This is a genomic window from Butyricimonas sp. RTP31003st1_G1_RTP31003_210430 (genome assembly GCF_040920905.1).
GTDB classification, from domain to species: Bacteria; Bacteroidota; Bacteroidia; order Bacteroidales; family Marinifilaceae; genus Butyricimonas; species Butyricimonas paravirosa.
Genome location: NZ_JBCOSQ010000002.1, coordinates 114,893 through 141,367 on the forward strand (window position 1 = coordinate 114,893; position 26,475 = coordinate 141,367).

Sequence of the window (26,475 nt, forward strand, 5' to 3'; positions counted from 1 at the left end):
CATGAATCTCCAACAACATAATATCAGCGACAACAATTTTGAACAATGTATCAAATGTACGATCTGTACCGTTTATTGTCCTGTAGCAGCAGTAAATCCCAATTATCCGGGTCCCAAACAAGCAGGCCCCGATGGAGAACGCCTACGGTTGAAGAAATTCAACTTCTATGATGAATCCTTGAAATATTGTATTAACTGTAAAAGATGTGAAGTCGCTTGTCCTTCGAACGTGAAAATCGGAGACATTATCCAAGCAGCTCGAATTAAATATAGCAAAAAACAACCGAAACTCCGGGACTATATTCTAGCTAATACAGATCTTGTCGGAACGTTATCCACCCCGTTTGCCCCGATCGTGAATACAACTTTGGGCCTAAAGCCAGTGAAGGCAATTTTGGATGGGGTTATGAAAATCGATCATCGACGCACGTTCCCCAAATACGCTTTCGGCACTTTCGAAAGTTGGTATAAAAAAGTCGCAGAGAAACAAGCCGCCTACCCAAGCCAAGTAAGTTATTTCCATGGGTGTTACGTGAATTACAATAATCCTCAACTGGGAAAAGATTTAATTAAGGTCATGAATGCTTTTAGTATCGGGGTGCAACTTCTAGAAAAAGAAAAGTGCTGTGGGGTCGCCTTGATTTCCAACGGATTGATCAAACAAGCACAAAAACAGGCTCGTACGAATATAAATTCGATTCGGAAGTCCGTGTTGGAGAAGAAAATACCCGTGATAGCAACTTCTTCAACCTGCACGTTTACGATTCGAGACGAGTATCCCCACTTGTTGGATATTGATAACGCTGATGTTCGTGAGGACGTGGAGTTGGCTACTCGGTATATCTATCGTTTGTTAAGCCAAAAGAAAACAAAATTGAATTTTAAAACAGGACAGAAAATCAAAGTTGCCTACCACACGCCCTGCCACATGGAAAAACTGGGATGGGCTTACTATTCTATCGAGTTGTTGAAATTAATCCCGAATATCGAATTAACCATATTAGATTCGCAATGTTGCGGTATTGCGGGAACTTACGGTTTCAAAAAAGAGAATTATAAAACCTCTCAAGACATAGGAGAACCTTTATTCAAGCAAATAGAAGCACTTGACATTGATTACGTGGTTACCGATTGCGAAACATGCAAATGGCAAATCGAAATGTCTACTTCAAAACGTTGCGAACACCCTATATCAATATTAGCCAATGCATTAGAGTGATTTTAATTCCATCACTCTAATGCATTTTTGATTATATATCGAAAATCAATGTGTTAAAATCAAAATCCAAACGATTTTTTTTCGAAAAACATTTTGTTTTAAAATTCAATTCTCATACATTTGTTGCATAATGAAACAAAGTGATTGCGAAAAAGAAAGCAATCGATTTCGATTTCATTCGAGGAAGGAATAAGTGCGGCGTCCATTAAAAGAATGATAATTATGAATCGGCAAAGAAACACGATACAAGAATGTATTTTTGGGGGAGGATAGAACAAGTCCGTAAAGCAAAAAAACGTGGAAGTGTGTTTATAACAAAATATTTTTACAATAAAATCTAATAACATGTGGAATTTTTTAAAACCAGCACCTCACAAGGATTTATTACCGGAAGGTAGGATCGACTCGACTTACAAGAGCCTGCGTTGGCAGGTTTTCGTCGGCATCTTCATCGGTTACGCCGGCTATTACATCGTGCGGAAGAACTTCTCGATGGCGATGCCGTTTCTAACAGACCCCGCCGGACCTTACGGGTTCGACAAGGGATCTCTGAGTATCGTGTTGTCGTTGAACGCGGTGGCCTACGCCCTGTCGAAGTTCTTGATGGGGAGCGTCTCGGATCGCAGCAACGCGCGGGTGTTCCTTCCCCTGGGGTTGGTACTGGCGGCCCTGTCCATGATGTTCATGGCCGTGCCAATCGAGCTGTTCGGGGCAAGCACGACTTCCATCGTGATCATGGCGGTGTTGAACTTCCTGGTCGGGTGGTTTAACGGGATGGGATGGCCTCCCTGCGGCCGCGTGATGACTCACTGGTTCTCCGTGAAGGAGCGCGGGACGAAAATGTCTATCTGGAATTGCGCCCATAACGTGGGTGGCGCTCTCGTGGGCCCGATGGCCGTGTACGGGGCCATGTGGTTCGGGTCGTGGTTCTACGGGGTGGACAGTTCAAAGTACTTTATCATTGGTACCTATATTTTCCCGGCGGCGGTGGCCCTGTTCGTGGCCCTGCTGGCGTACGTGTTAATTCGTGACACCCCGCAGTCCTGCGGGTTACCGACGATAGAGAAATGGCGGAACGATTACCCCAAGAATTACAGCGAGAAACAGGAAGAGGTCCTCACCACGAGAGAGATTTTCTTCAAGTACGTGCTGAATAACAAGATGTTGTGGTTTATCGCCATCGCTAACGCCTTCGTTTACATGGTTCGTTACGGTTGCCTGGACTGGGCCCCGACCTACTTGAAGGAGGCGCAAGGGTACGATATTAAAGAGGCCGGCTGGGCTTATTTCGCCTACGAGTTCGCCGCCATCCCGGGCACGCTTGTTTGCGGGTGGTTGAGTGACGTGGTGTTCAAGGGACGCCGCGCTATCACGACGATCATATTCATGGCCCTGGTGGCCTTGTTTATCTTCCTTTACTGGCAGTTCTCGGATAACTACATGATTGTCACGCTATCCTTGATCGCCATCGGTTTCTTCATCTACGGCCCGGTGATGCTTATCGGGGTGCAGGCGCTTGACCTGGCTCCCAAGAACGCGGCCGGGACATCGGCCGGGTTGACCGGGTTCTTCGGGTACTTCTTCGGGACGGCTATCCTGGCTAACGTGGTGATGGGATACGTGGCGGAAAGTTCCTTTGGGTGGGACGGGACATTCGTGCTGTTGCTTATTGCTTGTGCCTTGTCGATCGTCTTCGTCGGCTTTACTTACAAGGAGGAACAATACCTGGTGCGAAATAGAAAATAATGATGCCTTATTGAGGTGAAGAAATAGAATTATTCTGATCAACAATAAAAAATAAATTGTATGAATACAAAACATTTGACGAAAGGAATAGTGGTTATATTGTTGCTATTCATTACGTCCTCGATTTATGCGCAGACTTACCGGGAGATCAAGGGGTGGTCAAAGGAAATTAATGAGAGAATTGAAACATTCTTGAATACAACTTTAACCATGAATATTCGTAAAGTAGCGGTATTCGACGGGGATGGAACTGTGATCGGGCAAGCACCACACTATTTGGCGGATGAAGCTTTATATCGTTATGCGGATAAATATTATAAGGGCAAAAATGATAAAGTTTCCAAGGAAAAAATGGCTATTTTGAATCGGATGGTAAAAGACGGTAATAACGTGGGGAAAGTTTATGTCGAAGATCGTGCCCACTTTTTGGCGGGAATGACTCCGGAGGAAGTGGCAAAGTTGGGGTATGATTGCTATGTGGAGTCATATCAAGGAAAGTTTTACCCGGAAATGAAACAGCTTATAGCTAATTTGAAAGAGTATGGATTTGAGGTTTGGATATTGACAGCTTCTCCCGAGTTTTTATATCAAAAATTTTTATCAGAGGAATTGGGAATCCCTGAAGTAAATATTCTCGGGATGAAGTCTGTCGTGGTAGATGGGGTGTTGACAAATGAGATCGTGTTACCGATTCCGCAAGATGATGGGAAAGCGAATGTTATCCCGACTTTCATTAAAACTCGTCCACTTGTAGTAGGGGGGAATAGCCGGGGAGACATGGATATGCTAAACCAGTCTTGTGGTTTGAAGATTGTGGTAAACCCGGATGATAAAACTGTCCGAGGGCCGGAAGATGGTCCAATGCATGGTCTAACGGTGAAAGAGTACTGGGAAAAAGAAGGAGCCGTTATTGTTCGGTGCAATGATGTCCGAGATCCGAAAGTGCGTTTCCATACTTCGGAGTGGGGAATCAGAGAAAATGTGATTAATCCTAAAGAATAATTCTGTGAAGAATTATCCCGCATAGTTACAATAAACTTAATTTATGTCATTATGAAAAAAAACTATTTATTAAATGTATTGGTGTTATGTTGTGCCCTTTTTGTATGTACAATTGCCCGGGCCGAGTCTGATAAAGACGAACCTTCTAACACGAAAAGCGAGGTCGCGCAAGCCAATAACGACGACCTTACAAAACAAGTAAATAAACTTCTTTCGATATTGCCTAAATTCTCTGGTTATATTCAAACCGGTTATAACTGGGGGGACAAGAATGGGGACAACAGATCATCATTCCAATTGAAACGTATGCGTTTGATCATTGATAAAAAAGTTTCAAAAACCTTTGATTTTCGTGCCCAGTTGGAGTGTTTCTCCGGATCGGTTGATAATTCTGCCTACAAGAAAAAAGTGATCACCGTAATGGACGCTTTTGTTAACGCTCATATCACTGATGCTTTGCATTTCCGTGCAGGTCAATACTATTTGCCGCTTGGTTTCGAGAATTATGATATTTCCCCGTCTACTTTAGAGACCGTGGATTTCTCGAACATCTGTTACCGTATGGTGTGTCGTAATGCGATCTCTTCTGCAGATCTTATTGATTATGGTCGTGATCTTGGAGTGATGGCTTATGGAGACCTTTTCAAAAGCAGAGATCAAAAATTTAGCTATCTGAGTTATCAGTTATCATTGACGAACGGTTATCTCCCGACATTGAACGATGACAATAAATCGAAAGATTTTGTGGGTCGTATCACAATCCGTCCGGTAGAGAAATTGCGTATCATCGGTTGTTACAATTGGGGAGAATATAAAGGTTTGAACGAAAATGGAGATGCGAAGGATTATCTTCCGATGAATCGTTTTATCACCGGTGCTTGGTATTATGATCCGAATGGTCTTGACGTTCGTGCAGAATACGGCCATATTCAAAGTGATGATGCTAACGTGAAAGAAGATGGTTTTTATGTGCTTGCGGCGTATAAAATTGGTAAGTTCTTACCGGTTGTACGTTATGATATGTACCGTGACAAAGCAGCCAAGACTTCTGCAAACAACAAGGATAACTTCCTTTTAGGTTGTACCTATGAAATAATCAAGGATGTTAAGTTCCAGGTAAATTATACCATTTCGGCTTATCCTGATAAGGTAAAAGATGCTGGAACAAGAACCGGTACGGGTAATAGCTTGCAAATCATGTGTCTTCTTAAATTCTAATAATACTCAATCTTTTTACCAACAAATTAAATTATTGGATTATGAATAAATTATTTTTCGCTCTGGCATTACTTTTTGTAGGAATGTCTGCAAGTGCCCAACATCTGGGAACTGAGTATCGATTGAAAAGAGTTATTCCCGTGGCAGGACGTCAAGGAATTGCTATCGACAGTAACTATTATTATGTTTCCGACACCAAAGTTCTTTATAAGTATGATAAGCAAGGTAATCTTGTCATGAAGAACGATCAACCGTTCCAGAATCCTAAAATTGCTAACCACTTTGGTGATATTGACGTGTACAATGGAGAGATCTATTGCGGTATTGAGAAATTTGAATACGGACGTGGTTACAATATTGCCGTGTCAATTTATGACGCAGAGACTTTAAAATGGAAACGAGATCTTCCTTGGTCTCCTGAATCAGGACAGGTAGAGGTGTCTGGGCTTGCTGTTGATCGTGAGAAAAATATGGTTTGGATGTCTGACTGGGTGGATAGTCGTTACGTGTATTGCTATAGTCTTGAAACAGGACAATACTACACGAAAATGCAATGTCGTCCGACTCCCTACTGGTGCCAAGGAATCTTTATCGCTGACGGGAAAATGCTTTTCACTTCAGATGATGGAGAATCTTTATATAATATTCCTGATAATATTTATGTTGCTGACATTACGGAAGTGCATTTCACCGGTTTGCAGGAAGGAACTGAAGTGGTTAAAGATACTCCGTTCAGTGTGAAACTTGACAAAAACGGAAAGCCTGTAATGCGTAAAGGTAAAATTGCTGCAGGGGCAAAAGCCGGAAGAGTTGAGTTGTTTCGTGAGATGAGTGATTTCCGTCGTTCTGGAGAGATTGAAGGTCTTTCAATTGACCCGGTAAATGATGATTTGGTTGTTTTAAATAATCGTGGTACATTAATCGTTCTTGGTATGTCGCAAGGTCCGTTCAAGGAAGAAGGGTATACCGGAGAAATTCATGAACTTTATATCTACGAGAAAGTAAAATAATTTTTAGCGAAGGAATTTGAGTTAGAAATAGACGATCCCCGAAGGTTTTATAAAAAACTCTGGGGATCGTTCTTTTTTATGTTCGACTTTAGAAATCAAGAGTAGTTATTTTGGCGGATTACCATTTGAACCCTAGCTATTTAAATATAATAAAACAAAAAAGCAGCCAATTTATTGACTGCTACCTCTGAGCTGTTAATGGGATTTGAACCCATGACCTCTTCCTTACCAAGGAAGTGCTCTACCCCTGAGCTACAACAGCAACTTAAAAAAGAACTCACTCACTTTTCTTCCCTTCTTTTGAGCCTCTTGTCGGATTCGAACCAACGACCCCGAGATTACAAATCACGTGCTCTGGCCAGCTGAGCTAAAGAGGCATTTCCTAAAAGGGTAAGCTTACTATGTCGCACCGCTCAACCATCTACCCTTGCTGTCTTCCGACCCTGGGGGAGTTCGACAGGAGCTGGTCGCATAGGACTTACCCGGGCACAAAAGTACAAAAATCTTCTCAGTTACCAAATGTTTTCAGAGTTTTTTATAGACTAAATTTAGGGCCTATATTTAATATATTGGCTTATAGAAAGTTGTTTGTAAATGAATTTTAATCTTGTTATATAAAAATGTAGAATCATGTAACCTGAAGTGTGAAATTCGTGTATAAATACTAGAAAAAGAAACAAATATTGAGGACTAAACGATCCAAACAAGCGTATGCAGACAGAAAATAACATAACAGGAGCAGAGTTTTTATCTGATTTAAACGTTTTATTATCCACTAGCGTGGGTTTGAATAGAAACGTGAAGTTGGCATTAAAGAAACTGGGCGAACACGAGCGGGCCGATCAGGTTTATATCGTGAGTATTAATCACGATATGACATTTACCATATCGGAAGAATGGACCCGTACCGGGGAATCTGTTTTCCCGGAGTCAGGGGAGAAACGCGGTTTCTATTATGACCGGAAGTTAGAACAGGATTTAGAGAGGGACAATTATATATATATTCGGGATATAAATGACGTGACGAACGAGAGTTTGAAGAATATCATGCAGGCGACGGGGGTCAATTGTGCTATATTTTTACCCTTGTATATATCCAGTCATCTTTTTTCCTTTTTGTGCTTAAGTCGTTGTCACCACGAGGAGCCGTGGTCGGGGGACGAGATTGCCTTTTTGGTACAGGTAGCCTCCGTGCTATCCGGAGCGCTCGAAAAAGAGTTGATTTTAAGAAAATTGGTGAAACATCATGCCTTGTATCAGGACTTTGTCGAAAACCGGGTGGATTACATTCTTCGCTTGAACCGGCATTTACATATCAGTTTCTCGAACAAGACATTTTATTCCTTATTCGGGGATAGTCCGGATGATATTATCGGGAGTCGGATCGGGGAGCTAATGACTGAAATGGATATTTCATCAAAGAAATTGGAGGAAGTGGTGAAGTTCCCAGAGGATTTGTTGACGTTTAATGCCAAGGTAATGCGTGATGATGAGGTGGTATTTATCGAGTGGTATGCTTATCCGGTCAGGTTAGATCGGGATCACACCGAAATTCACTTGGTCGGGCATGACGTGACTCGTTTCAAGGAGATGGAACGTGAATTAACATTGCTGAAAACTGAATTGCAAACTTTCTCCGAAACCATGTACCCGATGTGGAAATCAATCAAAGATAATTTATCGGGAGAGAATGAAATTGGTAATAATGAATCATTTGATAATTTAAGTCAAAAAGCTATGGCATTTAATAAGCTCTACGAGGAACTTTTATCAAAAATTGGTTATAAATTTGTGGCGAATGCATATAGATCATAGCGAATATACAATCCTTTTGGCTGACGATTCTGTTTCGAATTTGGAAAAGATGAAAAGCCTGCTGGCTGGAGAGAATTTTAAATTATTACCTACTCTGGAAGCGGACGAGGTATTTCTACTTGCGAAGTTGAGGCTACCGGATATGATTATTATTCGCTTGGCGCTAGAGGAAGGGAAGGGGGTTACGGTTGTCCGCCAGTTGAAACAGAGCGCCTTGACCAAGCAGATTCCGATACTCTACATGACGATCCCCAACCGTTATGAAGATTTCCGGAAGGTGGTCGATTACGAGGGGGTGGAGTTCGTTTCCCGGCCGTTGAGTAAAAGGGAGCTGATCCTTCGCATAAATAATCAATTGCTTTTACTGGAATCACAGCGTATCATCGAAAGGCAGAATGAACGTATTCAAAGCGTATCCCGTTCTAAAGACAAGCTGTATTCTGTTATCGCTCATGATTTGCGGGCCCCGATCGGTACGCTTAAAATGATTCTTGAAGCGCTTGATCACCAGAAAGAGAAAATTCCGGATGATAATATAAAGAATCTTATCAAGATGTTGCAGGAGACTACGGATGAGGCTTTCTTGTTGCTGGAAAACCTGTTGTTATGGAGCAATAGCCGGAATGGATTATTACAGCCGTACAGGCAGGTATTTTCTTTCACGGAGGCGGCGAAAGAAGTGATCGTGTTGCAGGAGAATATAGCAGGGGCGAAGGGAATAAAGATTTACAATCATATTGATCGACCTTTTACCGGGTACGCGGACGTGAATATGATGAAGACCGTGTTGCGTAATTTATTATCCAACGCAATTAAATTCAGCTACACGGGGGGAAGGATTGATGTGGACTGCAGGGAAGAAAACGGCTTTTTGACGGTAATCGTGAAGGATCGGGGGCAGGGAATCAGTGAGGAACATCAGCAAGGCTTGTTGGATGATGGATTACATTTTATTTCTTACGGGACGCAGAAAGAGAAGGGGAGCGGGTTGGGGCTACAACTCTGTAAGGATTTCGTGAGAATGAATCACGGGAAATTGTGGTTTGAATCGAAAGAGGGGAAAGGTACCACGTTTTATTTTTCCGTACCCGTGGGAGAGAGTTTATAAAGTATTACTTTACAAACTCTAGGACACTTGTTGTAGCTGGCTGTTGCCGGATTTTAACGCCTTGTACATTTTTAGCGCCCCCCACGCATCGGTTGCCGCGTAATGTAATTGTGCAGGGGTCAATCGTGGGGCTTCCCAGTTTGACGTCCGTTGTCGTTTGGATATTTTCACCTTGAAAATAATCGACATTAATTTAGAGAATGACATCTCTTCTATGCCGAATGCCTTGGCAAATATTTGTAAATCCAGAAAGCTTGCCGGGATGAAATTGGCTAGTTTCCTAAGTCCCCGAATGTCATCGCGTATCCCGACACCGATTTTCATTATATTTTCATTGGCCAAAAGGTCCTGTAACGATTCAGGCAGGCCGCATTTGTTCAAACGGAATAAGTATACCCGTTTATCGGTGGCCAGTTGTAACAGGCCTACCTGATGTGTTACCCCTTTCTTGAATGCCGGTTTGGTTTCCGTGTCGAACCCGATGTACGGGTAGGACGATAAATCGTCCACGGCCGCATCAACTTTATCCTCATGATCAATCACGATGATCTCCCCGTCAAACGTGAAGTTTGGTAATTCCTCTATTTCTTCCTCGCTGATCTTCGTCTTGTATTCCATGTCTATCTCTCTTACATGGAGTCGTCCGTGTCTACTACTTTATATATTGCCAGGTGTATCGCTCTTAATACACTGGTACACGCCTTCCCCCAGTATAATTCAAAACTGTTATTTAATTGCCATAATGCTTCCTCGATGACATCGATCATCCCACTGCGATACGCGGAAATGAAATTTTTCAAATCCTGGTAAATATCACAAAGTTTCTCGGAAATCGAGTTCACGACCGGAGTTTCGCTGTATTGCATGTTGTCGTCGAAAACCTCCAGATATTCGTCATTCTCGCCCAGTGTCCGGCTTAATGTCGCGAGCAAGGCGTTGTAATCCTCTTCGGTCACCACCTCTTCCATCATACCGAGGTTGTCACTTTCGCACGAGGGTAATAAGCTACCTTTCAGATAAATTAGCGGGATGAACTTTTGTAATTTCGAAAGCAATTCGCTGGCGTCTTCTTCGTGAGAGCCTTCCAGGTAACCGCAAAACTCTTTAGCAACGGCAACGAATTCAATGACCTCCCGGCTATATCCTATATGTTGTAAATCGTCCATAATCTTTTTTATTTTTCACCACAAAATTACCAAATATCTTAGACTATCCGTAATATGCGGGAAAGTTTTTCATGATTGTTCAATAATATGGAATAAAAAAGTGCGGCTACGTTCATCACGAAGTAACCGCACCGAGACTAGCAACAATCTACATTCACTATACTCCCTGGTTGTGACCCCGGGAATTCTCACTCTCTACCTATGCTAGCAATCTCTTTATTTCCCTTTTGATATTATCATCTGTCTGGTGAAATTGTACTATTGATACGCTTTGCAGGAAATATCGTTGTAGAATTCCCGTTAAAAATCGATAAGAATTGGGATTGTTTGTAGTCCTCGTGAAAAATAAGAAGAATTAGAATCTATTTTCTCGTCAGAATTATGGGAATTTTCCGGTTGTAGAGTGACAGTTGGGTACTATCACTGCATACTCGCATCTTATCGCTTGATGATAACCACCATTTTAAAGAGCGATAAGTAAAATTAATAGGAGGTGATTTCAATTTCGTCGTGCAACAAGGATGCCTCCGGCAAACATATGCTTATAAATGTTGTTCGTGCTAGTTGGTGGAAAATTATCAACTTCCATATATAAGTCAGTTTTTCAAATTTACCACCATGTATAAAAATGGGTGATAAACCTCATCATCTTCTAAAAGCTGATCCGTTGAAAATCCATCAAAGGCGCTTTTGAACAAATTTATTTTGTTCTGCTTTTCAGTTTGTGTAGAGAATCAAGTATAATCTAACCGTGAAGTGATCGAGAAACTATCTCTCGTTCGTTGCTTATTTAGAGCTTAATCGGGGCTTATTCTATCCGGGCTGCATGAGCCACGAGTAAGCTCTGAATCAGTTTCGAAAAAGAGGTATTTTCTCTCTTAATTCTCGGTAGGATTCCTATTACTTCTTTTATTTTAACGCGTACATGGGGAGCCGGATAATGATTTGGTTTATATCTTGGTTTACACAGGGCTTATTTTGCTTACATGAGGGGATAAAACCATGAAAATGGCCTGGAATGAAAAAACATCTACAAACGTAAGTGCTTTAAAATGAGAGCGGAAAAATGGGACTCAAACCCGCGATTCCCAGCTTGGAAGGTAGTGTTCTCTCTTCGGCAATGTCCCTTACTTCGACAGAGCTATCACCGCTTTGCACTTATTTAAAATGCTCTTATTTTGTATCCAGTTTTAAACATTTGCTTTACCGATGTTGATTAATAATGTTGTCTAACTATCTAATTATAATCGTGTAATCGTTATTCTAAAAATGTGTTTTTCTTCTCCATACGTGTATGTTTTTCATGTTAATATTTACTCTACCGTAAGGCGACTTTAGATGAGTATATTGAATATTATAACAAAAAAAGAATTAAAACTCGATTAAATGAAAAGGGGTTGTCCCAAAAGTTATTTTTCAAACTATCTTCCCCCCCCTATAAACAGAGGGAGAGTTGAAATGCTCCCTGTCTTCGGTAAAAGTCACCAGCTTCTCCTCTGTTTATAGAGGAGGTGGCACGAAGTGACGGAGGAGTTTTTGGAGGATAAAATGACTTTTGGGACAGCCCCTTCATCAAATAAGTTGATAATTTTGTGTCCAACTTTTGGGGGGCATTTCAAATGTATATATCGACTAGAATTTTGTATTTTCCCACTAGATATAAACACTGATAATTTCTTACCTTTGTAATCAACTAAAAATATGGCAACATGAATAGCAAGTTGGTTGATTTATTAAAAGAAGTGGATTCATTGAAACTGCGGTTATCGTCCTTGCGTCCTTTACCCGTTGAGGCGTTAAAGAAAATACAAGATGCTTTGGATATAGAATACACTTACGAGAGCAACCGTATAGAGGGAAACACCCTCACTTTACAAGAAACAGCACTTGTCGTGAATGAAGGAATCACCATTTCTGGTAAATCCATGCGTGAACACTTGGAGGCAATCAATCATGCAGAGGCTATTGGCTATATAAAGAAGGTTGCTCAACAGGATATTGAAATAAGCCAAAGGACAATCAAGGAGATTCATGCACTTGTGTTACATGGCATAGATAGAGAGAATGCTGGAAGTTATAGAACCGTACCTGTAATGATCTCGGGTAGCACACACGTACCGTCTCAACCTTATTTGTTAGAGAAACTAATGGAAGATTTCATGCTTGCATTTCAAAGCATGGAAAAAGAAAATATTCATCCTGTTATTATCGCCGCTTACTTGCATGATGAACTGGTGAGGATACATCCATTTATAGATGGTAACGGGCGTACTTCTCGACTTCTGATGAATCTTTATTTACTGCAAAAAGGTTATACTATTGTTACTTTTAAAAGTGATAATGATATGAAGTTACGTTATTACAAGGCTTTGGAGGTTTCTCACACGGAGCAACAACATGATGATTTTTACTTGCTAGCTGCCGAAGCGGAAAAAGCTTCTTTGGAGAGGTATATTTCTATTTTAGAATGAAAAATAACTTCATTTGTTTTGCAAGAGTTTTTGATTTGTAATACAAGACATTAATGGTCGTATTCATGTTTGTTTTCGGTTTAACTCTTGGTTTAACTTTCAGTCGAAAACAGACATTAAAGCACCCTAAAACAGACTATGCTATTAAAACAAAAGAGAGTTAGAATTTAACTTCCAACTCTCTGAAATTCAATATTTCCTAGCGGAAAGAGGGGGATTCGAACCCCCGAAACCCTTTAGAGGTTTACACGCTTTCCAGGCGTGCCAGTTCAGCCACTCCTGCATCTTTCCAAATGCGGGACAAAGATAGAAATTATTTTTAATGAATGTGTATGTTTGGGATTATTTTTGATGTTAAATCGTTGTGAGTTGGAAATCAGTGAATAATATGCTAGAGCCTTGCTTTGGCTTGCGGGTTACCGTTGGTGGTCTTGTTTTTCGGACGATCTATATATTTGTCGGTTACTTGCGTCGTATCCTTTTGAGAGTCTCGTTAGTAAGTTAACGGGAAGTCAACGGGAAGTTAACGGGAAATCAACGAGCGAATGCGGAGAACTTGTCACGGTTCTTTACTCGTCTTGTAATGGACTAATTAACGAGACTCCCAAGAAAGTATGCTACAATACAGGCGAGAGTGTGGTTAGTGAAATACGAAAAAAGCGGTCCCGTTCTGAGACCGCTATGTCAAGGAATCAAACTAAGATCACTTTTTTGGTGCGTGCTTCAGTGACCGATTGATTAAAAACATTAAATAATCGTAGTGTGCTTTTCGTATCAAGATTACTCACTCCTTGACCAAACAAATATAGTAATTTTTTATTATTCAACAATGCTAATTTCGTTTAGTAAATTTGACGCCCCTGCGTATTTGTCTATAATCCACAGAACAAAACGAATGTCAACGCATACACATTTATTATATTTCGGATTGTAATAAAGGTCTCCGGCCATGGATTCCCAGTTGCCGTCGTATGCCAAACCGATCAATTCGCCCTTGGCATTGATTACGGGGCTACCGGAATTTCCTCCCGTGATGTCGAGATCCGTGGCGAATCCAGTATAAAGTTTGCCGTCTTTATCGGCATAGCGTCCCCAGTCTCCTTTTTGGATAGCAGCCAAACAATCCGGGTTCAAGTCGAATTCCGGGTCGTTTTTCACGTATTTCTCCTTGTAGCCGTCGATAGAAGAACGGCAGTGATAAGTGACGCCGTCTTTCGGGGAGTAACCGCCAACCGTTCCGTAGGTAATTCGCATTGTCGAGTTCGCATCCGGGGGAAGTACAGTTCCCTTGTTCATTTCGACAAGAGCCTCCATGTAAAGCGTGCGTAAAGCACCTATCTTTTGGTTATTGTCTTTTAAATAATCACGCAGCTCGTAGTTTTTCGTTTGGGCTGATTTCGTGATCAGGTATGCCGGGTCTTTGTCGATTGTTTTTTGGTCAACCCCCTTGTCTAACCAAGCAAACAAACGGTCTTTTGTTGTTAGCACGGAATTTTTGTAAACATAGTCCGTTAATTTCTGGTAGTCACCTTTGAATTTTTTCACTAGGTTACCGATTTCTTCCGGGAAGAATTTCGGGTCGATATTATTCACGTATAGTTCGATCATGGCGGCGAAAACCTTGCGGTCAACCTGCTCGTCATAATCCTTGAAATATTGTTCGCAGAAATGTCTCAGGTTCTTGCATTGTGCGCAGTCTTTGTGTAGGACACAACATCCTTGTTTTTCCATGGCACTTTCGAATCCTTTAAAACGCATGGCGAGGCGGGTCAAGTCAGCCCCGTTTATGATAGCCTCCCGATGGTAGATAGCGGTAGCCATGTACGGAGCGGAGAATGCGTAGCAGGCTCGCAATTCCTCGACCAAATCACCGTATTTAGCTTTGCGTGCGGGGTCAGCGTTGATCCACGCGGTTAGTTTTGCCTCTTCGGCTGTTTTAAGGCCGACGACATTATATTTTTTTGTGTATTCACATTCACCGATGGCGTATTTCCAGTAGTTACTGTTCATGAAGTATTTGGAAGCGTATTGGATGTTGATCTTCTCGTCGGCATTCATGGCTTCCCGAAGGATAGCTAACTTCGTGTCCCGAACCTTGATCATGGCGGGATTCGTGATGTTAATTTTCTCGCTAACCCCGAATGATGGCGTGTAGCGGGCAGTTGATCCCGGGTAGCCCAAGACCATGGCGTAGTCACCTTCCTTAATCCCGGCTACTGACACGGGTAGCACGTATTTTGGCGTGATCGGTTGGTTATCCGGAGAGTATTTGGCCGGGTTCCCATCCTTGTCACCGTACACCCGGTACATGGCAAAATCCCCTTTATGCTGTGGCCACGACCAGTTATCCGTGTCTTTCCCGAATGCCCCGAAACAAGTGGGGGGAGCTGCTACAAGACGCACGTCTTCGTACACTTTATAATAGAATAAATAATATTTGTTGCCTCGCAACATGGCCGCACACGAGGTCTCGTATCCTTTCTTCGCATATTTCTTCTCGATCACGGAGTTGGCCCTTCTGGAAGTGTAGGGGGCCGTTTCGTCGTCTTTCTCGAAACTTTTCAGTACTTCCCGGTATTCGTCCGTGACGTCGATCACCCGGTCCAGAAACATGACCGTTTTGCCCGGAATACGGATTTCTTCGCCTTGATTCTTTGACCAAAAACCATTTTTCAAGTAATCGTGTTCAAGACTACTCAACTTCTGGATGTCGTCGTAAGCACAATGGTGATTCGTGATCATCAAGCCGTTTTTGGAGATCATACTTCCCGTGCAGCTTCCGAAATCTAGGGCCACGATGGCATCCTTTAAAGAAGGAACGGTTTCACTGTAGATTTCTTCAGCCGAGAGTTCGACACCCTTGGCTTTCATTGCCTCGTAATTGGTTTGGGCCATAAGATGGATCAGCCACATTCCCTCGTCAGCCTTTACCGTGAAAGTGCTGCTTGCGATTAAAAGGGTGGCAATAATACTTTTGATAAATGTTGTTGTCTTCATCCAGTTATTTTTTTGGTAATAATACGAATTCCATTTTATTTTTCTGTCCAAACACGGTTTTGGCGAATTTACGAATATCTGATGGTGTTAAACCATTCATCGTGTTTTCGTAATTCGTGAAATTGTCAATTCCGTATCGGTAGTAGTCTGATAAAGTTTCCTGCCAATAGGAATTGGTGGAAATGTTTGTCTTGTAAAGTTTGTTGAAATAGCGTTGCGCATTTTCCAATTCGGAAGATGAGGGGCCATTTTTGACGAGATCATCGATTTCTTTCTGGACAATCTCCAGCATTTCGTCGGCCATGAAGGGGGCCGTGTCGAAATTCACCTCTATCGTGACCTGGTTTGTCGGGACAGCCTCTTCCGTAGCATTTACGCTGACGCTGTATGCTCCCCCTTTTTCCTCACGGATGGATTTCATGTATCTGTCCCGGAGAATATAGCGGAAGGCAGCCGAGAGAATTTTGTTTTCGGCGGAGTAGGGGAGTTTTGCCGTGTAAAGAACGCTGATTGAAGCTTTGTCGGTTGTCAACTCTTTCTCGATATGCCGGATGATTTTTCCCTTGGCGTAACGCACGTGGTTATCTTTGTATTCCTGCTTTACCCCTGTTGTCGGTAGAGAGGCGATGTACGTTTCCACGAGTGGTTTTAATTTTTCTAAGTCAATGTCTCCCGTGAAAATGAACGTGAAGTCTCCGGCATTGGCAAAACGTTCTTGGTATATTTGTTTTGTCTTTTCGAAGGTGATCGTGTTTACTTTTTCAAGGGTTAGGCTTGTTTTCCTCGGGTGATGGTTGTATTTCACGCCTTGAACTTCTTGACTATACTCGGCTTTTGGGAGGCCCTTGCGATTATTTAGTGTACTTTTTATTTTTTCGATTTGATGGTTAAACTCTTGTTGGTCAAAGTTTGGTTCCGTGACATAAAGATGGATCATTTGCATCAAGGTTTCCAGGTCTCGTTTGGCCGCATACCCGCTCAATGTTTCGTAATACTCCCCGATTTCCGGCGTGAGGGAGATGACTTTGCCGACATTAATTTGTTTTAAATCGGTCCGGGAGAAATTCTTCACTCCCATGAGCTGGCAAAAATTGTTGGCCATGAATCCGTTGGCAAGTTCTTCTTCCGGCAGAGTGGAAGTCCCTCCTTTGCTAAATCCTTTGATGTCAACAATGTCTTTTTTGTTCGGGTATGATTTTATGATGACCTTTGCGCCGTTTGAAAGAGTCCATTCGATAGTACCCATCGTATCATTTTTCTTCTCTTCCAGAATGTTCCCGGCTTCTGGAGTCTTCGTGATTAGCCGGGTGTCTTTCAGTGTCCGGTGGACATAAGGTGCGATGTTTTGGTCTTTGGCGTTTCGGACGGTGGCGATTAACTCTTGTTCGCCGGGATAACTAATGTTTTCTCGCCGGGGACCGAGTATCGTGATGAGTATGTTGTCATCAGAGAACATCTCTAGGGCTGTACGGTTCAGTTCCTCTAAGGTCAGATTTTGTAGCGTGAAGACTGACATCTTTTCTAAGAACTCATTCGGCGGGATTGGGGTTCCCGTGGTGAAATGGGCCAAACAGGCTTTCACCATATCTACGCTTTTGAGGTTCTTTCTCTGGTTCATCTGGAGTTTGACGGATTTAAGCATATTGGCTTGTTGTTCATTGAACTCCTCCGGGGTAAATCCGTACTTTTTTATTCTTTCCACTTCGATAGCCAGTTCGTTCAAGGCTTCATTGACTTTATTGTCTTTCACGGCTCCCATGATGAATACCATCTTTTTGTCGGGTGTTAAGTCCGTGTAGTTGACTGATCCCTGACGGATATAAGGATTACCTTGTGCAGCTTTGTTGATGATTCTTTTTTTGAATAATTCCGACACAAAGCTTCTTTCCAAGTCGGTTTTGTAGGCCTTCACCGTTTGTCTTTCGCTTGGAGAAGGAAGATCCAGTTTATACATGAGTCTGACTACCATGGCACCGGCATCCGGATCGGTCGAGATACCAACGAGAGGCTCCCGGTTGTCGGGAACCGAATACACTTCTTTTTGTACCGGATGCTGTGCTTTAGGTAGTGGTGATAGAATTTTCTTAATTTTATTTTCCATCATGTTCACGTCAAAATCACCGATCACGATCACGGCCTGTAAGTCGGGCCTGTACCATTTGTGGTAAAAATCCAACAAGGTCTGACGTTTGAAGTTCATGATGATATTTATGTCCCCGATCACGTTACGTTCGGCATACTTCGAATGGTTGTACATCACGGGGTTCAGTTGTTCCGACAGGCGCATACGGGGGATGTCCCGGGTTCTCCACTCTTCCCGAATAACCCCTCTTTCTGCCTCGATTTCAGCCGAGTCACAGGTGATGTAACTGGACCAATCGTGAAGCATCAACAACACGGTATCGATGATCGTTTCCCGAATTAAGGGAACTTCGGAGATATTGTATGCCGTCACGTTTCTGGACGTGAAAGCGTTCACGTTGGTGCCGAATCGTACACCGATGCTGGCAAGGTATTCCAACATGGTTTTCTTCGGGAAATGCTTTGTTCCGTTAAAGGCCATGTGTTCCAGGAAATGGGCTAAGCCGTTCTGGTTATCCTCTTCCTGCATTGCGCCCACGTTATGAACGATATAGAATTCACCCCTGTTTTTGGGATTCTCGGAGTGGCGAATGTAATAGGTCAGTCCGTTATCCAACTTCCCGATCCGTATATCGGGATCCATCGGAATTGTTTGGTCTGCACCGATGTCCTGCGCCACCAGGGGACTGATGATCAGGGTGAATAATATGGTGTAGATGATGTATTTTATCATGGTGATTTACAATTTGTATGGGTATAAGTCTCGCGGGGTAATCCAAACGGATTACTCTGACAAGATAAAAGCATAAAAAATGATTTCAAGTTTTCCGTGGAGGATGTGTTAAAAGTCGTATTTGTATTTATCAACTACCCCCACTAACTCTCCCTTGCACAGGGGGAGAAAACGCTTGGTAATCAGCTCTCCCCCTGGGTAAGGGGGAGCTGGTGGGGGTAGTTTTTAAAATTGACTTTTTGGAAGCCCCACGAAAACGGTTGTTTATTCAACGGTTTTACCCGGTGTTTTAAAGGTTAGAGTAGCATCAATCTCTTTGGTTGTCCCGTTCGTATAATGGATTTTCCATTTTGGGGTTTGAAGAATCTCCCAGATTTTTTCATCATCCAGAACCTCTTTCACGTACGTGATTCGGATAACCGGGATGTCACCGTTCAGAGCCGTGGCGAATTCCATCACTCCATCTTGAGTTGAAAGGAAACTTCCCAAATAGGGAACCTGACGCTGAACTAACGGTTTATCCAATCCCGGATAGGGCATCTCGTAAACTGCCGTGGCGGCGTCTTCCCCGTATTTCTTCAAGGCAATTTGGAAACGAGATTTGGTTGCCGGGAACATCATCTCGAGGAATGCCTGACGACCGATCGTGTCCACTTGATTCGAGATGTTTACCAGTTCGTAGTCACATTCGATCTTCTTAACTCCACCACCATGCACCGGCATCTCGAATTCACGGGTTTCGACGATACTTCTTAATTCTTTTTTATCAATCGGTTTATTGATGTCCATGAATAATTTCACTCTTACCGGGCAGTCATATTCGGTTTGTATTCCATAGAAACCTTCTTTTTCACGGATGATGTTTCCTAGGAACGTCACGTCCATTTGGTCGAATAGTTTTTCAACGCCTAAGGTGATTATTTTTAATTGTTCCACTCCGGCAGGAGGCGTATTCAGTTTCCGTTTTACCGGGGTAAACATGGCGTTCTCTACTTTTTCTTTACTCGTTTCACTCGGGTCATAATAAACCACGACGGCGAATCGATTCACGTAAGTCGTTACCCCGTAAACTCCCGGAACGTTTTTCATTCGTGCGGCAAATGCCTTGGAGCTACCGAAACATTTCACGGTTCTCATGCCGTCGCGTTCGAAGGATTCCAAGTGTTCCAATTTTGCCGGGTCTCCCCAACGTTCATCTATAGTCGGCAATTCCCAATGGGTACCCATCCACAGCCCGACGAAGAAGAGAACAACGACTAGAATTGCGGGTAACCATCGGAATGCCGGTTTACGGTTTATTTGTAAAGCATTTTTATTACATGCTCCCATACATTCGCCACATAAGGTACAATCGATGTCTTTCACGACTTTCAGATTGGCCACGTCAATTTGTTGCGGGCATTTTTTGCTACACAAACCGCAATGGTTACATTTCTCGTCATCCCGAGTGATGCGGAGTAACGGGAATACCTTGCTTTCGTGGTACACGATTTCGAAGATATAACCGATCACGCAGCTTGCACCGAGTAACCAGTACCATTGCATCGGTAGGCCGAAATAGCCTAGAATTAATGAAAGTATCAATAAGCCTAGGAACGTGAGCGTGAATTTGAACACGTTGCTCAACGCTCCGAGCGGGCAGATGTATTTACACCAGAACATATTGATGAACAAGTTGCCTAGAAATAGGCAAGCGATGGAAATTAACGCCATCCATGCGGTAAGTTCGCCTTTGAATCCGGTTGCGATAGCATAGTACGGATCAAAGTTCTTACAGAATAGTTCGCTGCTTGAAATCGTCATGTAGAATATCCAGAATAACAGGATATACTTGATCGCTCTTAAAATTTTGTCGACGACTGAACCCGTGGTGATGTTGATGTTTATCTTCATCTTTTTGCGTAAAACGGCCATCCATTCTGTTACCGTGCCTAAGGGACAGAGATAACCGCAGAACAGTTTACTGAAAAGAATAACGCCGATTGCCAGGGTTACCCCCATCATGATCTGTACGATCGACATGCTACATGCCAGTGTGTTTGAATTCAAGTAGGTTACGAGAGATTGCAGTCCCCCGAACGGGCAATAGGCCTCGACGTCGGCTGGCGCACCCCCGAAAAATACTTTCAGAATAAATCCGGCAATGACCGCAATTACACCCAATTGCAGTACATGTCTCCATAAATTTTTCTTAATCTTGCTCATTTCTTTTTTGATATTTGTTGTTTTTGATCCCCTAGAATGATAGTCCTATCGTGGCTTGCAACGTTGTCCAGTCTTTACCGTCATACAGGCCGCTGGTGGACTTTTTGTAATTGACATTGCCGATAGCGTACAAGTTCATTCCTTTTTCCTTGTTGAGGAAATAAGTGTAGCGAACGTTTACTCCTCCGGCTATTTTGTCCGATGTGATATACTCGAATTCCTGTTCCAGTAAATCTTTCCGTTGCGGGTATTCGTCGATATTCGGTAAGACGGTTTCGGATTCCTGTTTCATTTTTAACATCGTGCCTCCCCCGATGGTGTAGGCCCCGTTTATGCCGCAATCCAACATTCCTTTTTTGAAAAGGAAATTCTTCTCGAATGAAAGATAACCTTCCGTGTTTCTCAATATTTGTTGGAATTTAGCCGGATATAGACGATATACCCTTTCGGCGTAAAAGCCTTTAGCCCCGATTTGTGCGTTCCAGCAACTGTTATACGCGGTGCGATTGCGGAACAGGTTATAGTTTGCGTCATAAACGGTAGACTCGATGGAAGATTTATTCTTTTTCCCGAATTGTGTCCAGGTACTATTTTGGTTTATGACTTCCTTTTGCTGGATGTTCTCGTAGCCTAACATATTGGAGAAATCGGCTTGCAGGTTAATGTAGTGGTTGTACTTTTCTCCGCTGACGTTGAAGGCTCCGGTGTAATTGTATGCGCGTTGTTTCATTTCGCCTCCGCGCTCTTTGTTATAATTCGCCTTGAATATTTCCTGTTTCTTTTCCAGTATGGAGAATTGGTTAAAGAATCGGGTTCGGTGGGTGTGGAATTCCACTTGTGCGGCACCACCTAAGGATTCATCCCGAATATCCCGGATGATGCTTACGCTTGAACTTACCTGTTCCGACGTGTAGAACCATAATCCCTCGACGGAAAGAAGTTCCGGTGTTCGGCCTGTTCCGATTGTCCTGATGTCAATGTTCTCCGTCTCTTTCTGGTAAATGAAGTTCAGTCCCAAGTTCAAGTATTTGGAACGGTAAACCACTCCCGGGTACACTTTTAGGTTCATGTATGTGTTCTTGTTTCGGGCGTCTTTCTTCTTGGCATTACTGGCGGTCAGGTAATCGATTTTGGCCCCAATGCTCCAGCGCTTTCCAATCATATAACCGATTCCACCTTCCAAGATGTAAGTTTCCATGGTCTGACGTCCCGGCATACTGTCTGCAAAGAATATTGGGGAGCGGTACGGGTTGATAACGTTACACCATCCCATTTTCAGACGATTCATGTAATCAAAACTGAATTTCCCGTAAAAGAATACTTTATTCAATCTTCGGAAGGATTCTGTTTGCAGGTTCGTTTTATTGAATGCCGTGGGGGCGTTTACATTTCTGAGACTACCTTTTCCATATTGAAAATCGACTTCTACGATGGTGAAATCCTGATTTTCGTTGAACGTTAATCCAGCGTAGTTTAAAGACTTCGTCCAAGGATTGTTCGCTTTGACCCGATCCATTCGGTAAAAAATCTTCTCGTTGTCTTGGGTTTGGGCATTTACTGCCGACATCCCGGCAATGAGTAGGCCCAGACCAAGTGTATATATTTTTTTGAATTTCATAATCTTCATTTTTAGATACAGTTCGTCTATCTGTTTTTTAATGTATTCGGAACGACTTCGAAATCCTCGCTGGAATTGTTGGAGTCCATGTATATGGTCCTGCCATCGACAACTTCATCTACTTTTCTGCAAACGGAATTGCCCAGGTAACTTGTCGGTATATAGGTGAATCCGGCATCTATATTGTTGGGAATTCGTTTGTTGGCTTTGCTGGCACTCGTCACGCATTCAACTCCATCGATTACCCAATCTTTGTGAATCATTAGGAATTTTTGAGAGGCGTTGGGTTTTACCGGATCCAGTTGAAGATTTCCGGGATCTTCGGCGTAAGCCTGTGCACTTTCAGCTACGGTGGTCGGAATTTTGAATATCACCATGGCTGGGCCTGTCAAACTGATCGTGAATGCTGTGCCACTATTTCTCCAGAGCATTTTTAAGGGTTCAACTCCCGGAGCGGGGACGGATGCTCCTGTTAACAGCGGGTCCCAGAATGCAAAATCGGCTTTGGAAAGATCCACGGATTGCGAGGCTATATCCACGTGATTGATGGCGTTAAGCGCGATAATCGTTTCTTCCCCGGGTTGTAAGGGGTAGTCTGTACCTGTTCCGGGGAATTGCCATGCCATCATGAATAGCGGAATTTCATCCCATAAACTTCCGTCCGGTTTGGTGAAGTTACTTGGACTGCTACTTGTGACAGGGTTTACGGTTCCTATACAAAGACTATCCAGGTAGGCGATTTCGTCGGAATTGTTGTAGATTGATATGTAAGCGTCTTTCGTGTAATTCGTTCCGTCATCTTTTTTACAGGCTGCGTAGTAAATCTCTTTGATGATTAATTGCTGTAATTTGGCGTGAGTCAGGTTTATCGTGTAGGTATCCCCATCTTTTGTTCTTTCACTCAGTACAATTCGTTCCATTCTCCCGTTAAAGATGTCGATGGTGTTTTCTCCCCTTTCCCGGTGTTGAGCTACTGCCTCGTAGAAACCGTATTCTACATTGAACGTGGCGATACCGGAGGCATCACATTTGCTTGTGTAGGTCAGACCTGACGTAGTGCTGTATAATTTCACATCAATCCCTTCCGGGCTGGTATTTTCAAAACCTTCCGGCATGTTCACCTTGATCAGGGCTCCGATACTCATTTTTTCTTCTTTCAGACATCCCGTGAAAAGGAATACGACCAGAAGCGTAAGTATATGATATGTTTTCATCTTTATTCCTTTTTTAATCCGTTAAAATTTCAGACTGATTTCGGCACCAAAGCTGATGTCGCTGTTTACTCTAAAGTCGGAACCGCTGGATTTGTAATATCTCCAAGGTTTGGCGTTCGTGAAATTGTTTGCATAGAAAGAAAGAGAGGCAAATCTTCCGATTTCTTTCGTCATGCGCAGATTCAACATGAAGTACGGGTCAAGGGAGTCTTCCACGAAATAGGTGGACTTACCGCTTTTGATCATGTGTTGGAATACCGGATCGTTTGCTTCTGTTTCCGTGAACGGGTGGATTGTACCCTCTCGGTCCATGTATGCTACCGGATTAATATACTTGTTGTAGGTTTTGTCTTTTTCGACATTTCCTTCGACAATATTTCCGTCGTCGTCTTTCATGTAAGCCAGACATTGGCCCTGGTATTTGGATAAGGCTTTCGATTTATCCATCCACACGCATTGGGCTCCTAACGTGAAAACGAGACGTAATTGGGGAATGTGGGTCACGAGGCGTAAGTTCGTGTTCAAACGTTGATAGAGATTCCCGTTTCCGACATTGTTCCCACCCACGTATAGGCCGACATAGGGATAAGGTTCATTATTTATATATCGGGTTTCATAACTCATCTTGAGACTATTGTCGAATGTTTTGGTGTGGAAAAATGCTCCGTCCACGAGAATTGATGTTTTGATCACGTCGATCTTGCCGAAATCAAGGGAGTATTCGATACCCCATTTATCGGTCGTAATCCCGTTATCCGGGCGTTGGAAAACTCCGAATGTTTGTAAGGTACGGTAACCCACGGGTGTTCCGTTTTCCACGACTTCCCCGTTCACGTATTCCGGGTGGGTTAGGCTGGAACTGTAATTGTATTCTCTATATTGATAGGGAACGGCATAACCGGCTTGGTTATATCCATTCGTCAGTTTTTCCTTGAAGTAGGCTAGGCTGGCATTGACGCTGAGAACCTTGAAGTCCACGCCGATCTCGAAGTTGTTACTTTTCGGAATTTTCAGACGGTCGTTGTCCGTTTCGAAAACATTGGTGGTAATCACGGCCAATTTGTAATTGTTGGCATCATCTTTGAACGAGAAACTGGCTTTGTCGATATAGGCCGGGTCCGGGTACAAGTAAGCAAGTGTCGGCATTTTATGCTGGATCCCCCATCCGGCGCGAATACTCAGGCTTTGCCAACCTTTCTTGTTCCAGCGATTCTCAAATAATGTCAGTCGAGCGTTAAAACGAGGGTCCACGATTACATCAAAATCAGCTCCTTTCGTGTCAATCTTGGTGAATCGGCTTCCGGCAGAAAGTTCTAATGATCTTTTGCCCATTTCGATTTTTACTTTGTCCTCGACGAAGCCGCTGTATTCATTGATGTAGGGAATGTCTTTGAACGAGCGGGGACGTATGCTCTGGGTCGGTGGGTTGTTCGGGTCGAAACTCTTCCCTTTTCCTTCATTTCCTTTCGTACTCCACTCGCCACCTAGCATGAAATTATTGTAGAAAATTCCGTATTTTCCGGAGATATTGGCCGTTAACTTAGCTTGTGCGTAAACGGGTTTTCCCTCGATCTTCAAATCACTATAATATTCGTAGGGGAGGAATCCTGCCACGTGTTCCCCGGATTCCATGGAATTCGTGTTGGCGGCCCCGACGGTTGTATGTTGTTCGTGGTCCCAGTTATATTGTTTTCCCAAGGAACCGGCCACGGTGTATTTCAGACTGGTTAGCCACGCCTTGTTTATCATCCAGTTACCGTATATATTCAAGCTGATTTCCTGATTCTCGACTTTTGTCTTTTCTTCGGATTGCTTGTCCGGGTCACTTTTTTGTTTGTCCAAGGTGGTCAAACCTTTAAATTTAGCGTTTAGGCTAAAGGCTCTTCCCTGCGGGTTGAACACGTTGGAGTAACCGATTTGGGCGGTCAATCGGTTGTAAGACTTTGCCGGGGTACGAATGTCATTCTGCGATTGCACGTAATCAGCGTCAATATTTAGAAATCCTTTATTTTCTCCTAAGGCAAAACCTTTACCGGCATAGACCTGTTTGATTTTCGGGTCTGTCTTGAAACGAACCTCCAAAGGTGATTTTCCTGCCTTTGTTTTGACGATCACGGCTCCCGAGTTCAAGTCCCCGTATTCGGCAGAAGCGATTCCCCGGATTACCTCGATAGACTCGATGTTATCGACAGCTATCTGGCGGGCGTCGATACCGGTTCCGGCTGATGTGCTTATTCCTTGGGTTGACAAAGCGGTGGAGGCCATTTGCATATTGGCGTCATTTGACATTCGTGCCCCGTCAACGATCACGGCAGTCCCGAAAGCATTGGTGGCGTCTTTCCCCGTGACGTCACGGATAGTCAGTTTCGAGATGTCGTTCAAGTTTGGATTGACGGTCAGCGATCCGGGTAACAATTGCATCACGTCCACGATGCTGGAAGCTTGCACGTGTTCTAACGCCGCTTTTTTTATAGAAGAAGAACTGTTGAGTTTGTTTCCGGCTGTTGCGGTCACGGTGACTTCTTTCAATGCCAGGGTTTGTTCCTCTAATTTTAGGATGTATTTTTCAATATTTTTACTCAGATTGATTTTCATTTCATAATCTTTGTAACCGAGACAGGATGCCGTTAAGGTATATTCGCCTTTTTTCACGTCTTTAAAAGAAAACTTTCCGTTAATGTCAGACGTGGTCCATAGGTTTAAGTCCTTGATATTGACCACGACGAAGGGTAGTGTTTCACCGGATTTTGCGTCTTGTATCGTTCCGGATAGGTTGACCTTTTCAGATTGGGCAAACAGGTTCATATGCCCGATCAAAAAGATAACCGTGCTTAAAAAAAACAATTTTTTCAAACTCATAGTAAGATCTTG

Annotated in this window: 16 protein-coding genes, 3 tRNA genes, 1 other RNA gene and 1 pseudogene; 9 read left to right on the forward strand and 12 right to left on the reverse strand. The window is 43.1% G+C overall.

Annotation, left to right across the window (positions count from 1 at the left end; all coding sequences use genetic code 11):
• Position 1 precedes the first annotated feature (1 nt).
• The 5 genes from glpC to AB5542_RS01240 all read left to right on the forward strand — a co-directional run bounded on the left by glpC (position 2) and on the right by AB5542_RS01240 (position 6,195).
• Entirely contained in the window at positions 2-1,219 is a 1,218-nt protein-coding gene (gene glpC, locus AB5542_RS01220; protein WP_087421612.1) for an anaerobic glycerol-3-phosphate dehydrogenase subunit GlpC, read from the forward strand.
• A gap of 345 nt (positions 1,220-1,564) precedes the next feature.
• The gene (pgtP, locus tag AB5542_RS01225; RefSeq protein WP_368242961.1) at positions 1,565-2,965 is read left to right on the forward strand and encodes a phosphoglycerate transporter protein PgtP; all 1,401 of its coding nucleotides are present in this window, start codon (positions 1,565-1,567) and stop codon (positions 2,963-2,965) included.
• 60 nt (positions 2,966-3,025) lie between these two features.
• Positions 3,026-3,967 (forward strand): HAD family hydrolase, encoded by a 942-nt coding sequence (locus AB5542_RS01230; protein ID WP_118305707.1) that lies wholly within the window; start codon positions 3,026-3,028, stop codon positions 3,965-3,967.
• A gap of 51 nt (positions 3,968-4,018) precedes the next feature.
• Positions 4,019-5,185: a porin gene (locus tag AB5542_RS01235; protein WP_087421615.1), complete on the forward strand. Its 1,167-nt coding sequence runs from the start codon at positions 4,019-4,021 to the stop codon at positions 5,183-5,185.
• A gap of 41 nt (positions 5,186-5,226) precedes the next feature.
• Positions 5,227-6,195, forward strand: coding sequence for a hypothetical protein (locus tag AB5542_RS01240; protein WP_087421616.1), 969 nt, complete (start codon positions 5,227-5,229; stop codon positions 6,193-6,195).
• Between the two features lie 190 nt (positions 6,196-6,385).
• Here AB5542_RS01240 and AB5542_RS01245 read toward each other — a convergent pair.
• The 3 genes from AB5542_RS01245 to ffs form a co-directional block, all read right to left on the reverse strand.
• Positions 6,386-6,457: transfer RNA gene (locus AB5542_RS01245), tRNA-Thr, on the reverse strand.
• 41 nt (positions 6,458-6,498) lie between these two features.
• A tRNA-Thr gene (locus AB5542_RS01250) sits at positions 6,499-6,572 on the reverse strand.
• 8 nt (positions 6,573-6,580) lie between these two features.
• Positions 6,581-6,679: signal recognition particle sRNA small type (gene ffs / locus AB5542_RS01255), an RNA gene on the reverse strand.
• Between the two features lie 227 nt (positions 6,680-6,906).
• On the opposite strand from ffs, the gene AB5542_RS01260 reads away from it, so the two are divergent.
• Both AB5542_RS01260 and AB5542_RS01265 read left to right on the forward strand, forming a co-directional pair.
• Positions 6,907-8,010, forward strand: coding sequence for a PAS domain S-box protein (locus AB5542_RS01260; protein WP_087421623.1), 1,104 nt, complete (start codon positions 6,907-6,909; stop codon positions 8,008-8,010).
• On the forward strand, positions 7,994-9,118 hold the full coding sequence (locus AB5542_RS01265) for a hybrid sensor histidine kinase/response regulator (RefSeq protein WP_279040526.1): 1,125 nt from the start codon (positions 7,994-7,996) through the stop codon (positions 9,116-9,118). The genes AB5542_RS01260 and AB5542_RS01265 overlap by 17 nt, the downstream gene beginning before the upstream one ends.
• A gap of 18 nt (positions 9,119-9,136) precedes the next feature.
• Here the strand turns inward: AB5542_RS01265 and AB5542_RS01270 are convergent, their stop codons facing one another.
• Together AB5542_RS01270 and AB5542_RS01275 are read right to left on the reverse strand one after the other, a co-directional pair.
• Entirely contained in the window at positions 9,137-9,736 is a 600-nt protein-coding gene (locus AB5542_RS01270) for a 3'-5' exonuclease (protein WP_279040525.1), read from the reverse strand.
• A gap of 11 nt (positions 9,737-9,747) precedes the next feature.
• Entirely contained in the window at positions 9,748-10,284 is a 537-nt protein-coding gene (locus tag AB5542_RS01275) for a DUF5063 domain-containing protein (protein WP_087421626.1), read from the reverse strand.
• Positions 10,285-11,618: 1,334 nt separating this feature from the next.
• Here AB5542_RS01275 and AB5542_RS01280 point away from each other — a divergent pair.
• Both AB5542_RS01280 and AB5542_RS01285 read left to right on the forward strand, forming a co-directional pair.
• A pseudogene (locus AB5542_RS01280) lies at positions 11,619-11,741 on the forward strand (IS3 family transposase); the annotation flags it as partial.
• A 252-nt stretch (positions 11,742-11,993) separates the two neighbouring features.
• Positions 11,994-12,755: a Fic family protein gene (locus AB5542_RS01285; protein ID WP_279040524.1), complete on the forward strand. Its 762-nt coding sequence runs from the start codon at positions 11,994-11,996 to the stop codon at positions 12,753-12,755.
• A 203-nt stretch (positions 12,756-12,958) separates the two neighbouring features.
• On the opposite strand, the gene AB5542_RS01290 is transcribed toward AB5542_RS01285, so the two are convergent.
• From AB5542_RS01290 to AB5542_RS01320, 7 genes are all read right to left on the reverse strand, one after another.
• Positions 12,959-13,046, reverse strand: a tRNA-Ser gene (locus AB5542_RS01290).
• Between the two features lie 528 nt (positions 13,047-13,574).
• Entirely contained in the window at positions 13,575-15,752 is a 2,178-nt protein-coding gene (locus tag AB5542_RS01295) for a S46 family peptidase (RefSeq protein ID WP_279040523.1), read from the reverse strand.
• Positions 15,753-15,756: 4 nt separating this feature from the next.
• On the reverse strand, positions 15,757-18,567 hold the full coding sequence (locus tag AB5542_RS01300; RefSeq protein WP_279040522.1) for a M16 family metallopeptidase: 2,811 nt from the start codon (positions 18,565-18,567) through the stop codon (positions 15,757-15,759).
• Between the two features lie 264 nt (positions 18,568-18,831).
• Positions 18,832-20,772 carry a 4Fe-4S binding protein gene (locus tag AB5542_RS01305; RefSeq protein WP_087421629.1) on the reverse strand — a complete coding sequence of 647 codons (1,941 nt, stop codon included), beginning with the start codon at positions 20,770-20,772 and terminating at the stop codon, positions 18,832-18,834.
• Positions 20,773-20,803: 31 nt separating this feature from the next.
• Positions 20,804-22,390 carry a DUF6850 family outer membrane beta-barrel protein gene (locus tag AB5542_RS01310; protein ID WP_279040521.1) on the reverse strand — a complete coding sequence of 529 codons (1,587 nt, stop codon included), beginning with the start codon at positions 22,388-22,390 and terminating at the stop codon, positions 20,804-20,806.
• Between the two features lie 26 nt (positions 22,391-22,416).
• On the reverse strand, positions 22,417-23,604 hold the full coding sequence (locus AB5542_RS01315; protein WP_279040520.1) for a DUF4876 domain-containing protein: 1,188 nt from the start codon (positions 23,602-23,604) through the stop codon (positions 22,417-22,419).
• Between the two features lie 21 nt (positions 23,605-23,625).
• On the reverse strand, positions 23,626-26,463 hold the full coding sequence (locus tag AB5542_RS01320) for a TonB-dependent receptor (RefSeq protein WP_270544732.1): 2,838 nt from the start codon (positions 26,461-26,463) through the stop codon (positions 23,626-23,628).
• Positions 26,464-26,475 lie beyond the last annotated feature (12 nt).

What these genes read in the sequence shown, in the direction of transcription:
- AB5542_RS01265 (WP_279040526.1), top strand. Translation starts at nt 7,994, where the DNA reads ATGCATATAGATCATAGCGAATATACAATCCTTTTGGCTGACGATTCT.
- AB5542_RS01320 (WP_270544732.1), bottom strand. Translation starts at nt 26,463, where the DNA reads ATGAGTTTGAAAAAATTGTTTTTTTTAAGCACGGTTATCTTTTTGATC.
- pgtP (WP_368242961.1), top strand. Translation starts at nt 1,565, where the DNA reads ATGTGGAATTTTTTAAAACCAGCACCTCACAAGGATTTATTACCGGAA.
- AB5542_RS01230 (WP_118305707.1), top strand. Translation starts at nt 3,026, where the DNA reads ATGAATACAAAACATTTGACGAAAGGAATAGTGGTTATATTGTTGCTA.
- AB5542_RS01260 (WP_087421623.1), top strand. Translation starts at nt 6,907, where the DNA reads ATGCAGACAGAAAATAACATAACAGGAGCAGAGTTTTTATCTGATTTA.
- AB5542_RS01305 (WP_087421629.1), bottom strand. Translation starts at nt 20,772, where the DNA reads ATGAGCAAGATTAAGAAAAATTTATGGAGACATGTACTGCAATTGGGT.
- AB5542_RS01270 (WP_279040525.1), bottom strand. Translation starts at nt 9,736, where the DNA reads ATGGAATACAAGACGAAGATCAGCGAGGAAGAAATAGAGGAATTACCA.
- glpC (WP_087421612.1), top strand. Translation starts at nt 2, where the DNA reads ATGAATCTCCAACAACATAATATCAGCGACAACAATTTTGAACAATGT.
- AB5542_RS01300 (WP_279040522.1), bottom strand. Translation starts at nt 18,567, where the DNA reads ATGATAAAATACATCATCTACACCATATTATTCACCCTGATCATCAGT.
- AB5542_RS01235 (WP_087421615.1), top strand. Translation starts at nt 4,019, where the DNA reads ATGAAAAAAAACTATTTATTAAATGTATTGGTGTTATGTTGTGCCCTT.
- AB5542_RS01240 (WP_087421616.1), top strand. Translation starts at nt 5,227, where the DNA reads ATGAATAAATTATTTTTCGCTCTGGCATTACTTTTTGTAGGAATGTCT.
- AB5542_RS01295 (WP_279040523.1), bottom strand. Translation starts at nt 15,752, where the DNA reads ATGAAGACAACAACATTTATCAAAAGTATTATTGCCACCCTTTTAATC.
- AB5542_RS01275 (WP_087421626.1), bottom strand. Translation starts at nt 10,284, where the DNA reads ATGGACGATTTACAACATATAGGATATAGCCGGGAGGTCATTGAATTC.
- AB5542_RS01315 (WP_279040520.1), bottom strand. Translation starts at nt 23,604, where the DNA reads ATGAAAACATATCATATACTTACGCTTCTGGTCGTATTCCTTTTCACG.
- AB5542_RS01285 (WP_279040524.1), top strand. Translation starts at nt 11,994, where the DNA reads ATGAATAGCAAGTTGGTTGATTTATTAAAAGAAGTGGATTCATTGAAA.
- AB5542_RS01310 (WP_279040521.1), bottom strand. Translation starts at nt 22,390, where the DNA reads ATGAAATTCAAAAAAATATATACACTTGGTCTGGGCCTACTCATTGCC.